The organism is Teichococcus rhizosphaerae, assembly GCF_002631185.1.
In the GTDB taxonomy this organism is placed as follows: domain Bacteria; phylum Pseudomonadota; class Alphaproteobacteria; order Acetobacterales; family Acetobacteraceae; genus Pseudoroseomonas; species Pseudoroseomonas rhizosphaerae.
In genome coordinates this window covers 1-13,585 of the sequence record NZ_PDNU01000008.1, presented here as the reverse complement: position 1 = coordinate 13,585, position 13,585 = coordinate 1, and the positions used below count along the sequence as shown (strand labels likewise).

13 protein-coding genes and 1 tRNA gene are annotated in these 13,585 nt (G+C 69.3%); 7 read left to right on the top strand and 7 right to left on the bottom strand.

Features of this window, described 5'->3' with window-relative positions:
- Positions 1-5 precede the first annotated feature (5 nt).
- Positions 6-1,232 (top strand): D-alanyl-D-alanine carboxypeptidase family protein, encoded by a 1,227-nt coding sequence (locus tag CR162_RS22610; RefSeq protein WP_218014843.1) that lies wholly within the window; start codon positions 6-8, stop codon positions 1,230-1,232.
- Between the two features lie 124 nt (positions 1,233-1,356).
- Positions 1,357-1,938, top strand: a complete 582-nt coding sequence (locus CR162_RS06780) for an EF-hand domain-containing protein (RefSeq protein WP_176559755.1) — start codon at positions 1,357-1,359, stop codon at positions 1,936-1,938.
- Positions 1,939-2,052: 114 nt separating this feature from the next.
- Here CR162_RS06780 and CR162_RS06775 read toward each other — a convergent pair.
- Positions 2,053-2,127: transfer RNA gene (locus CR162_RS06775), tRNA-Val, on the bottom strand.
- 104 nt (positions 2,128-2,231) lie between these two features.
- Between CR162_RS06775 and CR162_RS06770 the strand changes: the two genes are divergently transcribed.
- Complete coding sequence (locus CR162_RS06770) at positions 2,232-3,005, top strand: DUF3108 domain-containing protein (protein ID WP_099094788.1); 774 nt, start codon at positions 2,232-2,234, stop codon at positions 3,003-3,005.
- Here CR162_RS06770 and gph read toward each other — a convergent pair whose 3' ends face one another.
- Positions 3,006-3,656, bottom strand: coding sequence for a phosphoglycolate phosphatase (gph, locus tag CR162_RS06765; protein WP_099094787.1), 651 nt, complete (start codon positions 3,654-3,656; stop codon positions 3,006-3,008). It lies immediately after the preceding gene.
- A 90-nt stretch (positions 3,657-3,746) separates the two neighbouring features.
- Between gph and glmU the strand changes: the two genes are divergently transcribed.
- Complete coding sequence (gene glmU, locus CR162_RS06760) at positions 3,747-5,069, top strand: bifunctional UDP-N-acetylglucosamine diphosphorylase/glucosamine-1-phosphate N-acetyltransferase GlmU (protein WP_099094786.1); 1,323 nt, start codon at positions 3,747-3,749, stop codon at positions 5,067-5,069.
- Positions 5,069-6,892, top strand: coding sequence for a glutamine--fructose-6-phosphate transaminase (isomerizing) (glmS, locus tag CR162_RS06755; RefSeq protein WP_099094785.1), 1,824 nt, complete (start codon positions 5,069-5,071; stop codon positions 6,890-6,892). Before glmU ends, glmS begins: the two co-directional genes overlap by 1 nt.
- Positions 6,893-6,918: 26 nt before the next feature.
- Here the strand turns inward: glmS and CR162_RS06750 are convergent, their stop codons facing one another.
- Positions 6,919-7,644, bottom strand: coding sequence for a hypothetical protein (locus CR162_RS06750; protein WP_099094784.1), 726 nt, complete (start codon positions 7,642-7,644; stop codon positions 6,919-6,921).
- 250 nt (positions 7,645-7,894) lie between these two features.
- On the opposite strand from CR162_RS06750, the gene CR162_RS06745 reads away from it, so the two are divergent.
- Positions 7,895-8,323, top strand: coding sequence for a hypothetical protein (locus CR162_RS06745; protein ID WP_099094783.1), 429 nt, complete (start codon positions 7,895-7,897; stop codon positions 8,321-8,323).
- Between the two features lie 33 nt (positions 8,324-8,356).
- Here CR162_RS06745 and CR162_RS06740 read toward each other — a convergent pair whose 3' ends face one another.
- Complete coding sequence (locus CR162_RS06740; RefSeq protein WP_099094782.1) at positions 8,357-8,509, bottom strand: DUF3309 family protein; 153 nt, start codon at positions 8,507-8,509, stop codon at positions 8,357-8,359.
- A 197-nt stretch (positions 8,510-8,706) separates the two neighbouring features.
- On the opposite strand from CR162_RS06740, the gene CR162_RS06735 reads away from it, so the two are divergent.
- A complete protein-coding gene (locus tag CR162_RS06735) occupies positions 8,707-10,185 on the top strand; it encodes an NAD-dependent succinate-semialdehyde dehydrogenase (protein ID WP_099094781.1) in 1,479 nt (492 codons plus the stop codon).
- A gap of 440 nt (positions 10,186-10,625) precedes the next feature.
- On the opposite strand, the gene CR162_RS06730 is transcribed toward CR162_RS06735, so the two are convergent.
- The 3 genes from CR162_RS06730 to CR162_RS06720 form a co-directional block, all read right to left on the bottom strand.
- Entirely contained in the window at positions 10,626-11,246 is a 621-nt protein-coding gene (locus tag CR162_RS06730; RefSeq protein WP_141563092.1) for a hypothetical protein, read from the bottom strand.
- Between the two features lie 48 nt (positions 11,247-11,294).
- Entirely contained in the window at positions 11,295-12,245 is a 951-nt protein-coding gene (locus tag CR162_RS06725; protein ID WP_099094779.1) for a hypothetical protein, read from the bottom strand.
- Between the two features lie 621 nt (positions 12,246-12,866).
- On the bottom strand, positions 12,867-13,585 hold a 719-nt coding region (locus CR162_RS06720), incomplete at its 5' end, for a DEAD/DEAH box helicase (protein ID WP_218014842.1).

Genomic DNA, 13,585 nt, shown 5'->3' with positions numbered 1-13,585 from the left:
TGGACATGTCATTTGTCCGCGCGGTGCGCCGGCTCGGCTTGCTGGCCGCATCGACTTTTCTTGCCGCTGCCCTTCCAGGGGCGGCGCAGGCGCAGATCGGCAGCGCGCGCTACGCGGCGGTGGTGATCGAGCCGAGCACGGGGCAGGTCCTGTTCGGCGCACATGCCGACGCACCGCGCCATCCGGCCTCGCTGACCAAGATGATGACGCTCTACATGGTCTTCGAGGCGCTGCGCACCGGCGAGCTGCGGCTCGACCAGCGCCTGGTCATGACGGAGACGGCCGCCAGCCGGCCGCCCTCCAAGCTGGGCCTGCCGCCCGGCCGGACCATCTCGGTGGAGAACGCCATCTACGCGCTCGTCACCAAGTCGGCCAACGACGTCGCCTCCCTGCTGGGCGAGACGCTGGGCGGCGGCAGCGAGGCCCGTTTCGCGCAGATGATGACGCTGCGCGCCCGCGCCATCGGCATGACGGCCACCACCTTCCGCAACGCCTCGGGCCTGCCGGACGTGGAGCAGATCACCACCGCGCACGACATGGCAACACTCGGCCGCCGGCTGCAGCGGGACTTCCCGGAGCGCTACCACTATTTCGGCACGCGCAGCCACCAGATGGGCACGATCAGCCTGCGCAACCACAACCGCATGCTCACCGAGTATGAGGGGGTGGACGGCATCAAGACCGGCTACATCCACGCCAGCGGCTTCAACATCGTCAGCAGCGCCCGGCGCGACAATGTGCGGCTGATCGTGGCGGTGTTCGGCGGCAGCTCCTGGGTGGAGCGCGACCGCCACGCGGCGGCGCTGCTGGAGCGCGGCTTCGCCCAGATGGGCGCGGGCGGCGGCGCGGTCATGGCGCGGTCGGCGCCGGCGGCCTCCCTCGCCATGGCGGCGGTGGGCGGCACGGCGGCGGCGGCCACGCTGCGCCGGGTGCGCGCCACCAGACAGGCGCGGGTGCTGCCCGCGCGCGTCGTCCCGGCCCGGGCGGCGGCGACGGCCCGGGCCACGGCGCCGGCCGCGGCGCGCCGTGCCGTGGCGCCCGCGCGCCTCGTCCGGCAGGCCGCGCCCGTTCGCGTGGCGCGGCAGGCCGTTCCCGCCCGCGGCACCGGCCGCGTGGCTGTGGCGCGGCGCGCATCGGCCACGGTGATCGAGCAGGGCGATGGCGGCACCCGCGTGCGGGCCACGCCGCCGCGCAAGGTGGTGCGCCGCAACCCGGCCCGCCCGGCGCGCTGAGCGCGAGGTTCCGTCACACTTCATCACCCGGGAAGGGGCGCGCCGAAATGCGCCAGTAACACGCCCCTCCCATTTCTCTTCCCATGCGGCAGCGATCGCCGTCCATTTCGAGGGAAGAGCCACGATGACTTCCAGCCTTGCGAATTCCAAGCTTGCCATGGGCTTGTTCGGCTTTGCCCTGGCCGCCGCCGCCCTGCCGGCCATGAGCCGGGACGCCATGGCGCAGCCGGGCGGCGGCCCCCGCCATGGCGCCCATGCCCGGCTGTTCCAGCAGGCCGATGCGGACCGCGATGGCCGCGTCAGCGAGGCGGAGGCGCTGAACTTCCTGTCCGCCCGCTTCGCCGAGGCCGATGCCAACAAGGACGCCGCCCTGGAGCGGAGCGAGGTGCGCGACCACCTGCGGGCGCAGCGCCAGGGTCAGGGCCAGAACCAGGGTGGCGAGCGCCGCCCCGTGCCGGAGCGCGTCCGCAACGCCATGGAGGGCCGCATGGACACCATGTTCCGCGCGGCGGATGCCGACCGCGACGGACGCGTGACCATGCAGGAGGTGCGGCCGATCGCGGTGGCGCTGTTCCGCGCGGCCGATGCCAATGCCGATGGGGCGCTGGAGGTGTCGGAGCTGCGTGGCCGGCGCCACCACCAGCACCGGCGCGGCGCCGATGCGCCCGCTCCCGGGGCGCAGCCTTCCCCCCAGGCGCCGCGCTGAGGCGGGGCGGGCTGGCGGCGCCCCGCCGCCGGGCCCGCCCGGCCGAACGGCAACGGGGCCGTGCGATGCACGGCCCCGTTGTCAGCCTGATGACCAGGAAATCCGGAGACCCGATGGTGGGTGCGACAGGGATTGAACCTGTGACCCCCGCCGTGTGAAGGCGATGCTCTACCGCTGAGCTACGCACCCATCGGGTGTGGGCGGGGAAATAACGGGGGCATGGGGGAGTGTCAAGCAGGGCTCACGATCATTCCTCATCTTCAAACATCCCGCCGGCACATCATGTGAGGGTGATGCCGCGCCGCCTCCTTCCGCTTCTCGCCGTCCTGCTCGCCCTGGCCCCCATGGCGCGGGCGGAGCCGCTCAGGGCCGTCTATGGCGTGCAGGCGGCGGGCATGCAGGTGATGCAGATCGAGGTGTTGTTCGACCTCGCCTCGCCCCGCCACTACCGCATCGAATCCGCCCTGCACCTGACCGGGCCGGCGCGCTGGTTCAGCGATGGCCGGCAGGTCAGCCGCGTCGAGGGGCAGTGGCAGGAGAACCGCGCCCAGCCCCGGCGCTATGTGGGGGAGGGGGTCTGGCGCGGCAGGCAGCGCCAGGTGGTGCTGGAATATCCCGAAGGACAGGCCACGCTGCGCCAGCTCGTGCCGGCGGTCGATCCGGAACGCGAGCCGGTGCCTCCGGCGCTCTGGCGCGGCACGGTGGATGCGCTGACGCCCGTGGCGCAGATGGCGCGCAACCTGGCGCGCACCGGCCGCTGCGAGGCGGAGGCCGCGGTGTTCGACGGCCGCCGCCGCGCCGAGTTCTCGGCCCGCACACTGGGGCGGGACTTCCTGCCGCCCTGGCGCGAGGCCTGGAGCGGCGAGGCGGTGCGCTGCGGCTTCACCGGCCGCCAGGTCGCCGGCTTCCGGCATGATGACGAGCGGGAGCTGCGCGAGCCGCAGGAGGCCATCGCCTGGATGGCCAGCCCGCGCCCGGGCGCGCCGTTCCTGCCGGTGCGGGTGGAGATGCCGGGCCGCTGGCTCGGCCGGCTCACCGCCTACCTGCTGGAGCTGAGCCCCGGCTGATCAGGCCGCGAGCGCCTGCCGCAGCAGCGCCGGCAGCGCGCCGGGGGTGGCGGCCACGGGCGCGCCATCGGCCATCTCGGGCAGGCCGTAGCCCCAGCCGCAATAGACCGCCGGCAGCCCGGCGGCGCGGCCGGCGGCGATGTCGTTGTGGTGGTCGCCCACCATCACCGCCATTTCCGGCGCGCCGCCGGCGGCCTTCAGCGTGGCCAGTACATGGGCCGGGTCCGGCTTGCGCACGGGGAAGCTGTCGCCGCCGCCCAGCGCCGCGAAGCGCCCCTCAAGGCCGAGCGCCGCCAGCAGCAGCCGCGCGGCCTTTTCCGGCTTGTTGGTGCAGACGGCCATCGCCCAGCCCTCCGCCGCCAGCCCGTCCAGCACCGCCTCCATGCCCTCGAACAGCCTCGTATGGACGGCGGCGTTGGCCTCGTAGTCGGCCAGGAAGGCGGGCAGCGCCGTCGGGTCCGCCGGCAGGCCGCGCGCGGCGAAGGCGCGCTGCAGGAGCACCGGCACGCCATCGCCGATGAAGCGCGTCACCTCCTCCAGGGTGAAGGGGGCGAGGTGGCGCGCCGCCATCAGCCGGTTCAGCGCGGCATGGATGTCCGGCCGGCTGTCCACCAGCGTGCCGTCCAGGTCGAAGATCACGGTTCGTTGCATGGTCGCGTTTCATGCCATGTTTCGCGCGGCAATGCGAAGTGAGGCCGGAAGCTCTTGCCCGGGCTTGGAGTTCCCGGGCAGAAGCGGGACATGACCGCTGCCGCCATCCTGCTCGCCGCCGGCCTTGGCACCCGCATGAGGAGCCGCCTGCCCAAGGCGCTGCACCCCATCGCCGGGCGCCCGATGCTCAACCACCTCATCGCCGCCTGCGAGGGGGTGTTCGACCGCCTGGTGGTGGTGGTCGGCCCCGGCATGCCGGCGCTGGAGCGCGCCGCCGCGCCGCACGCCACCGTGGTGCAGGCCGAGCGCCTCGGCACCGGCCATGCTGCCCTCCAGGCCGCGCCGCTGCTGGACGGCTTCGTGGGCGATGTCGCGGTGCTCTATGCCGACAACCCGCTGATCACGCCCGCCACGCTCCGCCGCCTGCGCGCCGCCCGCGCCGAGGCCGGCCTCGCCCTGCTGGCGATGCGCCCCGGGGACCCCGCGAAGTATGGCCGGGTGATGCAGGATGCGCGTGGCGACGTGACGCGCATCGTCGAATACGCCGACGCCACGGAGGCCGAGCGCGCGGTGGGGCTGTGCAATGCCGGCGTCCTCTGCGCGCCGGCCGCCGAGCTGTTCCGCTGGCTGCGCGGCGTGCGCAACGACAACAAGGCGGGCGAGTACTACCTGCCGGACGTGGTGCCGCTCGCCGTTTCCGAGGGCCGCCGCGTGGTGGCGGTGGAGGCGCCGGAGGCGGAGCTGCGCGGCATCAACAGCCGCGTCGAGCTGGCCGCCGCCGAGGCCACGGTGCAGGCCGCGCTGCGCCGCGCCGCCATGGAGGGCGGCGCCACGCTGGTCCAGCCCGAGAGCGTGGTGTTCAGCCACGACACGCGGCTCGGCCAGGACGTGACGGTGGGGCCCCATGTGGTGTTCGCGCCCGGCGTGACGGTGGAGGACGGCGCCGAGATCCGCGCCTTCAGCCATCTCGAGGGCTGCGTGGTGCGGGCGGGGGCGGTGGTCGGGCCCTATGCGCGGCTGCGGCCGGGGACCGATGTGGGGCCCGCCGCGCATGTCGGCAACTTCGTCGAGCTGAAGAACGTCGCGCTGGGGCAGGGGGCCAAGGCCAACCACCTGACCTATCTGGGCGATGCCAGCGTGGGGGCGGGCACCAATGTCGGCGCCGGCACCATCACCTGCAACTATGACGGCTTCAGCAAGCACCGCACCGAGATCGGGGAGGGCGTCTTCGTCGGCTCCCACACCACGCTGATCGCGCCGATCCGCCTGGGCGACGGGTCCATGACCGCCGCCGGCTCGGTGCTCACCCGGGACGTGTCGGCGGATGCGATGGCCTTCGCCCGCGCCCGCCCGGCCGAGAAACCCGGAGCGGCCGCGGTTTTCCGTGCCGCCCGCCGGAAGGAGAAGGGCTGATGTGCGGCATCGTCGGCGTGGTGGGGCGGGACGATGCCGCCCCGCGCCTGCTGGAAGGACTGCGGCGGCTGGAATACCGGGGCTATGACAGCGCCGGCATCGCCACCCTGGTGAACGGCCACATCGAGCGCCGCCGCGCCGAGGGCAAGCTGGTCAACCTGGCCCGCGTGCTGGAGGCGCAGCCGCTGGCGGGCACCACCGGCATCGGCCACACGCGCTGGGCCACGCATGGCGCGCCCACCGAGCGCAACGCCCACCCGCACGGCACCGCCCGCGTGTCCGTCGTCCACAACGGCATCATCGAGAACTTCTCCCAGTTGCGCGCCGAGCTGGAGGCGCAGGGGGTGGAGTTCGAGACGGAAACCGATACCGAAACCGTCGCCAAGCTGCTCGACCATCTGCTGGCGGGCGGCGCCACCCCGGAACAGGCCGTTTCCGCCACGCTGAAGCGGATCCATGGCGCCTTCGGGCTGGCCATGGTCTTCGCCGGCCATCCGCGCACGCTGATCGCGGCGCGGCAGGGCAGCCCGCTCGCGGTGGGCTATGGCGAGGGCGAGATGTTCGTGGGCTCCGACGCCCTGGCCCTTTCGCCCATGACGCGCCGCGTCGCCTATCTGGAGGAAGGCGACTGGGTGGTGCTCTCCGAAAGCGGCGCCCGCTTCTTCGACGCCGAGGACCGGCCGGTGGAGCGTGCCATCAAGCTCACTGCCTATTCCGGCGCCGCCGTGGGCAAGGGCAACTACCGCCACTTCATGGAGAAGGAGCTGCACGAGCACCCGGTGGTGCTGGGCGACACGCTCCGCCAGTACATCGACCCGGCCAGCCGTGCCGTGGCGCTGCCCGAGCTGCCCTTCGACCCGGTGGCGGTGCCCAAGATCTCCTTCAGCGCCTGCGGCTCGGCCTATCTGGCGGCGCAGGTCGGGCGCTACTGGATCGAGCAGGTGGCGCGCATCCCGGTGGATGCGGACATCGCCAGCGAGCTGCGCTACCGCGACCCGCCGCTGCCCGAGGGAGGGGCTGCGCTGCTGGTCAGCCAGTCCGGCGAGACCGCGGACACGCTGGCGGCGCTGCGGCTGCTGCGCGAGCGCGGCCAGCGCGTCCTTTCGGTGGTGAACGTGGCCGAGAGCAGCATGGCGCGGGAAAGCCACGGCACGGTGCTGACCGTGGCAGGGCCCGAGATCGGCGTCGCCTCCACCAAGGCCTTCACCGCGCAGCTCGCCGTGCTGGCCAGCCTGGCGCTGGGCTTCGGCCGGGCGCGGGGCACCCTGGCGCCGGCCGAGGAGGCGCGGCTCACCGCCGCCCTGCTGGAGGTGCCCGCCCATGCCGCCGCCCTGCTGGAGGACAGCAGCGAGATCCTGGAGCTGGCGCGCGAGGTGGCGCAGGCGCGGGACGTGCTGTTTCTCGGCCGCGGCAGCCTCTACCCGATCGCCCTCGAGGGCGCGCTGAAGCTGAAGGAGCTGAGCTACATCCATGCCGAGGGCTATGCCGCCGGCGAGATGAAGCACGGCCCCATCGCGCTGATCGACCCGGCGGTGCCGGTGATCGCGCTCTGCCCCTCCGGCCCGCTCTTCGAGAAGACCGCCTCCAACCTGCAGGAGGCGGCGGCGCGCGGCGGCCGCATCATGGCCTTCACCGATGCCGCCGGTGCGCCCGCGCTGCGCCGCTTCGCCGAGCGCGTGGTGGTGCTGCCGGCGGTGGACCCCTTTGTGGCCCCCATCCTGCACGCCATTCCCGTGCAGCTGCTGGCCTATCATGTGGCGGTGCTGAAGGGCACGGATGTGGACCAGCCGCGCAACCTGGCCAAGGCGGTGACGGTGGAGTAGCCGCCCGCTGCCCCCTGCCGTGCCCTTCAGGCGGTGAGGCGGATCGCGCCGACCCCCCGGTCCTCGGCGAGATGCAGCAGGAAGGCGCGCAGCAGCAGCGCGATGGCCAGCATCTCGACGAACTCCTCCAGCGTGATGAGCAGCATCATCAGCGGGGCGCGGTTGAACGTCTCGATATCGGCGTCGCGCAGTGCCGTTTCCGCTCCCGCCATCCGGTGCAGCAGCGCGGATTCCGCCAGCTCCATCCCCAGCGCGGCCCCGACGAAGAGGGTGCCGGCCAGGATGATGCGCCACAGCGTCCGCCGCGGCAGCCGGAAGGCGAGCGGCAGGCAGAGCAGCCCGGCCACCACCAGGAGCGCGATGTAGGGCACGACCCAGCCGATGTAGAAGACGCCGCCGAAGTCGAAGGCGGCCTGCAGCGGATAGGTGAGCCGGTCGTGCAGGGCGGCCCCCTCGTCGAAGGCGATGAAGGCGAGGCAGCCGGTGACGAAGGCCCAGCCCCATCTCTCCCCCTGCCCGGACCTGCGCGCATCGAGGGCGATCAGCGCCGCCACCGCCGCCGCGGCCAGCAGCCCGGCGGTGGAAGCGACGGTCGGGATCGAGGATTCCTCGGAGAAGTTGAGCACCTTGGAGATGCTCGACTCGCGCCCCTGGGCCAGGAAGAGAAGGCGCGAAGCGATGTGAGCCAGGGTGACGAGGCCAATCAGCCAGCAATGCAGGCGGAACAGCCGCCCGGTCTCTATACTCGGCATTTCCACTCCCTTCGTACCCTCCCGTCCTGCGAAAAAAGAAAGGCAGAAAGGGAGTGTGCCATGCTTGTAACCAGACCGTCCTAAAATCGTCATGGAATTGCAGTGAGGCATGGCCAGGGAACCGCGCCCGGCAGGGCGGCGTTTGCCTGTTTGTCCCATGGCGGGACAGCGGGGGTCGTCGGTCGCGGCTTGACGGCTCCGGCGCATGATTCATGCTGCGATGCAGCGCAGACTTCGGAGCCTTCCGCCGATGCCCCGGCTTCATGCCCTCCGCACCGAGATGCTGGCCCGCCGCTACCTCGCGAGCCGGGGCGACACGCCGATGGTCGAGGATCCGTTGCACATCGCCCTGCCGCGGTTGCGGGCCGAGGTGGTCGCCGCGACCCGGCTGGCGCGGCTTGACCTGACGATCGCGCTGGGCCTCCTCATCGCCGCCATGACGCTGGTCGTCACCGCATGGCTGGCGCCGATGCATGGCGGCCTCCTGGTCACCCTCCTGCACCTCCATCTGGCGCCGCTCGTCGGGCTTGGCGTCGCGGTCTGGGCGGCGATCGTGCTGGAGCGGTCGGGGCCGAGGCTGGTGGTGGCGCGCCGCATCGCCCGCGCGCTGCAGGCGGGGGCGCTGTTCGAGGCGCTGGAGCTGGCGGTGTGCGGCCTTCCCGGGCCGCACACCGCCTGACGCCGCCCTCCGCAGGGGAGGGCGCGGCTCGGTTCAGATCCGGCCCATCAGCAGCAGCACGATCAGGATCAGCAGGATGAGGCCGAGGCCGCCCGACGGGCCATAGCCCCAGCCGCGGCTGTAGCCCCAGCTCGGCAGCGCGCCGATCAGCAGCAGAATGACGATGATCAGCAGGATCGTACCCATGGCGCCCTCCTCTGGCCTGGCGGCCTCCGCCGGGGAAATCCGGCGCCCAGGGTGAACGCCAGCTTGGCCGGAAGTGTTGCGCTCAGGTTTCAGCGATCATCCGCGGGTGGGCTGACAGCGGCGCCCGCCGGTCCTACCTTTCCCTGAACGCCCGGCCGCCGCCCTTCTGGCGGGCCGATGAGGGGAAGGAGAGCCCGATGCTCGACACCGTTTCCAAGCTGCCGCTGAAAGACCCTGACCTGTTCCGGCAGGCCAACCTGATCGACGGCGAATGGGTGCAGGCCGACAGCGGCAAGTCGCTGGAGGTGCGCAACCCGGCCACGGGCGAGGTGGTGGGCCGCGTGCCCGCCATGGGCCAGGAGGAGACGCGCCGCGCCATCGAGGCCGCCAATGCCGCCTGGCCCGCCTGGCGCGCCATGCTGGCCAATGAGCGCGCCGCCATCCTGAAGAAGCTGGCCGCGCTGATGCTGGCCAATGTGGATGACCTGGCCGCCATCATGACGGCCGAGCAGGGCAAGCCGCTGGCGGAGTCGAAGGGCGAAGTGGCCTATGCCGCCAGCTTCATCGAGTGGTTCGCCGAGGAAGCCCGCCGGGTGAACGGCGAGACCATCCCGCAGAACGCCAAGGGCCGCCGCATCCTGGTGACGAAGGAGCCGGTGGGCGTCTTCGCCGCCATCACGCCCTGGAACTTCCCGGCCGCCATGATCACCCGCAAGGCCGGCCCCGGCTGGGCCGCGGGCTGCACCGGCGTGATCCGGCCGGCGTCCCAGACGCCCTTCTCGGCGCTGGCCATTGGCGTGCTGGCCGAGCGGGCGGGCATGCCCAAGGGTGTGTGCAACATCATCACCGGCCCCTCTTCCGGCACGGGCAAGGAGCTGACCGGCAACCCGCTGGTGCGCAAGCTCTCCTTCACCGGCTCCACCGAGGTCGGCCGCGTGCTGCTGGAGCAGTGCGCCGCCACCATCAAGAAGACCTCGATGGAGCTGGGCGGCAACGCGCCCTTCATCGTCTTCGACGACGCCGACCTGGATGCGGCGGTGCAGGGCGCCATGGCGTCGAAGTACCGCAACACCGGGCAGACCTGCGTCTGCGCCAACCGTGTGCTGGTGCAGGAGGGCGTCTATGAGGCGTTCAGCCAGAAGCTGAAGGCGGCGGTGGAGAAGCTCAAGGTCGGCAACGGCATGGAGGAGGGGGTCACCCAGGGCCCGCTCATCAACGCCGACGCGGTGAAGAAGGTCGAGGCGCATATTGCCGACGCGTTGAACAAGGGCGCCAGCATCGTCACCGGCGGCAAGCCGCACGAGAAGGGCGGCAACTTCTTCCAGCCCACCGTGCTGGCCAACGTGCCGCATGACGCCGTGATCTTCCACGAGGAGACTTTCGGGCCGGTGGCGCCGCTCTTCCGCTTCAAGACGGAGGAGGAGGCGATCAGGCTGGCCAACGACACCGAATTCGGCCTCGCCGCGTATTTCTACGCGCGCGACGTGGGCCGCATCTTCCGCGTCGCCGAGGCGCTGGAATACGGCATCATCGGCATCAACGAGGGCATCATCTCCACCGCCGAGGCGCCGTTCGGCGGCTTCAAGCAGTCCGGCCTCGGGCGCGAGGGCAGCAGCCACGGCATCGAGGAATATCTGGAGACGAAGTACCTGGCGCTCGGTGGCATCGGGAGCTGAGGAGACGCACCACCCAGGGGAGAAATCCCCTGGGCTTTCTCGTTGCCCGCGCAAGCCCTGAAGCGGGGCGGCTGGCGCAACGGAAGCCCAGGCACAGCAAAGGCCAAGCGATACGTGCCTGGTCTTGAACAAGATACTGCGGATTCTCTGGGAAAGCTGGCTGGGGAACCTGGATTCGAACCAAGACTGCCCGAGTCAGAGTCGGGAGTTTCCGAAAGCCATAAGAAATCAGCAATTTAATGGTCTACGGCCCCTAACATAAGCATGGGTTTCTGAGGTGTCCAGGGGGCCAAAACTGTCCCCCAAGGGGACAGTTCGAGGGGACACTTTGGAGGGTTGGCAGACACGGTGTCGGTCGGATTTCCCGAAGGGTTCGGGAACCCAAACCTTCAGAAGGTTCCCCCAATCTAAATGGCCCCCTTCGGCCAGAGGGTGCCCTCTTAAACCCGGACAACCAGACACTGGTCGGCCAGCACCGCGACATCGGTTGTCCACCCGGTCCTCAGCAGCGCCGCCCCAACCAGGTTCAGACATGAGGGCTCATGCACCGAGGAGACCGCCTCGGCCGGGTTCGCCATCCGCTCCTGGTAGCCCTGGATGGCGAGCTGGGCATCTTCGACGTGGCGGGTGTCATGAGTCTTGGCCTGCCCGGTGATGAACGCTTCCCAGATGAGCAGAGAGCCCGCCCCGGTAGGAGGATTCCGCCAGTCCATGGTCGCCACCGCCTCCGGACAGAGCTTCCTCAGGCGCTTCAAGACGTAGGTCGCAATCAGGAGGCCCAGAACGGCCACCGTGGAGCCCGCTGGCGCTGAGAAGGGACGGGAGAGCAGCCCTTTGCCGCTCTCGCCCTGACGAGCCTTGTTTAGGGTCAACGGGTCATCCCGGACGGGCAGGAAGAGCGGGCTCTCGAAACCTAGGCTCGCAGGGCCTCTCTGCAGCGCGGTCGCCACCGCCTCCACGCAAACATCCAGGTTCGTGCCGTCACTCGACACATCACCATCAACTGCTGCCCAGCCGAGATTGGCGCCCGGTTTACCGATGTCGATGCAGGCGATGAACATCCGGCTGATTAACCTCATCTTCATGGTGGAGTAGCGGAGGGGTAGCTATCAGGGCAGGCTGATGGCCTTCCTCACCGCATTGAGGGCTGCCTGCAATTCAGCAAGCTGGGCCTGGAGGCTGGTGACCTCCTTCTTCGCCTGGGCGGCTTCATCCATCGCCAAGTTGCGCTCTGCCCTGGCCACCAGGGTCCGCTGCCGCTCGGTGGCGACTCGGCTTAGGGCTTTGTCGGCCAGTTGCTGAGAGAGCTCCAGCTGATGCCTGGCCTCCGCCTTGCGGGACTTGTACTCCGCCGACGTGTAGCGGGGCCGCCTGGGGCCGCGTCGCTCCATGCCGTGCTGGAAGCCTACCTCAGCGTGGTACCGGTCCTGCAGGTCAGCCAGAGCTTGGCGGTAGGCCGTATGAGCAAGGCGACCTGCGGTCCTGGGGTCCTCCCCAGCCTGGATGGCCGCCTTGTAGGTCTCCTTCTTGGCCACTGCACCCGGATGAAGAAGGGTCGCCCGCATGCAGGGGTCCTGGGGGAGCAGGATGCCGTGGATGTGCGGGTTGTCCTCGTCCCAGTGGCGAACCACGCTGGCGAGGTCGGCGCCATACTCGACCTGCAGCCAGGCGATAGCGGTCTGCTCCCACGATTCGACGGAGGCCCTCAGTTCCAGGTTCCCCGGCAGGGTTGTGGCATCACCCTTATGAGAGAGGATGACGCCTGCCACTGTGTGCTGCGCCACCGAGATGGACTTTCTAACCCCGGCCTTTGTCTCCTCCGTTGCCAAGGCCACCATAGTGTCGTGGGCCGCTTCCAGCTCATGGAGACCTAGGCCCCACAGGACGACCGGCTCTTGCCGAGGGTGCTTAAGGTGGGTGGAGGCCCATCGGTCGCTCCGGAGCTCGGCGAACAGGAACTTGGTGTCCGCGCCATGGCGGGTGCCCTTGTGCTTGCCGTGCCGGCGCATGGTCGGCACACGCCCAAAGGTCTCTATCCTGAGAAATTGCGGCCCAGCCATCGTTCGGCCCTCCTGCAGAGAGGGTAGGCAAGAACATGGCAAGGAACACCGGTATATAACCGACTATATCCGTCCAGAAAGACGGTCGGGTCAGTTGTTCCACAAGAGAGACTGTGCATCATTGATGACGATGAGGAGCCGGCATAGAATGGATGGTCGTGCCGGTACATGAATATCCCGCCTCTGAGCGGCCCATATCACCCGAAAATCCCCGATTTTACCCCCTAAAGGCCTCTAATTTGTTTACAAATCCGTCAACAGATTCGATGAATATTGCCCCGGATGGTGCATTTATTTTGTTGACGCCGCAGGGGCTCCAGATGGCCCAAAATTGCCTTGTTCGAATTTGGGGATGTGAACGGGCCTCGCTGGAGGGCATCGATTAGACCCCGGCTTGATGGGCGCCATTTTGTTTCGTGTAACGAATATGTCAGGCCGTGTAACGCGGATGCACGCCGTGAAACGGATTTCTCAGGGATGTCCGGAGCGCGATGGAGGCGATTAGTTAAACCGCAAAATAAGGTATTTTATGGTTTAGTAAGTTATTAAACCTTGAAATAAGGCGAAATACCTTATCCAGGAGCTCTCCTAGAGCATTGGAGACCCCCCAGGAGGGGGGGCTCACCACACCGACTGCCGCTTGATGCGCTTCTTGGTGCCCGTCAGGCCACCGGCCTTCGGGGCTGGCTCGGTGACAGACATCTGCTCGATGTGCGCGAGCTGGTCCGGCGTCAGCTTGTGGTCGAGGTGGTCGATGGGGTGGAATCCGTCATCGACGAAGCGGGGCGCGACCAGCTCGATAAAGCTCTCCATGCTACCGTCGTAGTGCCGGGCGAAGGCAATCAGGCGGTCAAGAGCGGAGTACTCTGGAGCCATCTGGCCTCCGGCCGTGTCCAGGGACCAGTTGCGGTAGCCGGCATCGTCGATGATAGCCGTCAGAACATCGGCTGGTGATGCGCCATTGTCGATGTAGTTGCCAATTTGTTCCAGTATGGTGGCCATCGACCATTCCTGGTTGACCAGCACATCAAGCAGAGATTGCCGGCCATATGTTTCCTGGGCGGCGGTAAGGGCGGCATCGACATCCTGCGGCTTGAAATCGCAGAAGCTACGTTCGGCCAGGCGCAGCATGCAGATGCGGTTGTTCTTCCGGATTGCGGCGCGGAAGACGTTCAGCACGTCCCGGACGTCGCGGCGCTCCAGGAGGTGCTCCGAGATGGTCTGGTGGCACTCGTCGGGTAGCTGCCTGGCGAGGTGTTCGGCCACCGCCTCCCTGATGGCGGCTTGCTTCCGGAGCCGATAATAGGTGCTCTCGGGGAGGACCCTACCGTTGGTCGTGT

Excerpts from the sequence above, each read along its gene's own strand:
- CR162_RS06735 (WP_099094781.1), top strand. The coding sequence starts at position 8,707 with ATGCTCGACACCGTTTCCAAGCTGCCGCTGAAAGACCCTGACCTGTTC.
- CR162_RS06745 (WP_099094783.1), top strand. The coding sequence starts at position 7,895 with ATGCCCCGGCTTCATGCCCTCCGCACCGAGATGCTGGCCCGCCGCTAC.
- CR162_RS06780 (WP_176559755.1), top strand. The coding sequence starts at position 1,357 with ATGACTTCCAGCCTTGCGAATTCCAAGCTTGCCATGGGCTTGTTCGGC.
- gph (WP_099094787.1), bottom strand. The coding sequence starts at position 3,656 with ATGCAACGAACCGTGATCTTCGACCTGGACGGCACGCTGGTGGACAGC.
- CR162_RS06770 (WP_099094788.1), top strand. The coding sequence starts at position 2,232 with ATGCCGCGCCGCCTCCTTCCGCTTCTCGCCGTCCTGCTCGCCCTGGCC.
- glmU (WP_099094786.1), top strand. The coding sequence starts at position 3,747 with ATGACCGCTGCCGCCATCCTGCTCGCCGCCGGCCTTGGCACCCGCATG.
- CR162_RS22610 (WP_218014843.1), top strand. The coding sequence starts at position 6 with ATGTCATTTGTCCGCGCGGTGCGCCGGCTCGGCTTGCTGGCCGCATCG.
- CR162_RS06730 (WP_141563092.1), bottom strand. The coding sequence starts at position 11,246 with ATGTTCATCGCCTGCATCGACATCGGTAAACCGGGCGCCAATCTCGGC.
- CR162_RS06750 (WP_099094784.1), bottom strand. The coding sequence starts at position 7,644 with ATGCCGAGTATAGAGACCGGGCGGCTGTTCCGCCTGCATTGCTGGCTG.
- CR162_RS06725 (WP_099094779.1), bottom strand. The coding sequence starts at position 12,245 with ATGGCTGGGCCGCAATTTCTCAGGATAGAGACCTTTGGGCGTGTGCCG.
- glmS (WP_099094785.1), top strand. The coding sequence starts at position 5,069 with ATGTGCGGCATCGTCGGCGTGGTGGGGCGGGACGATGCCGCCCCGCGC.
- CR162_RS06740 (WP_099094782.1), bottom strand. The coding sequence starts at position 8,509 with ATGGGTACGATCCTGCTGATCATCGTCATTCTGCTGCTGATCGGCGCG.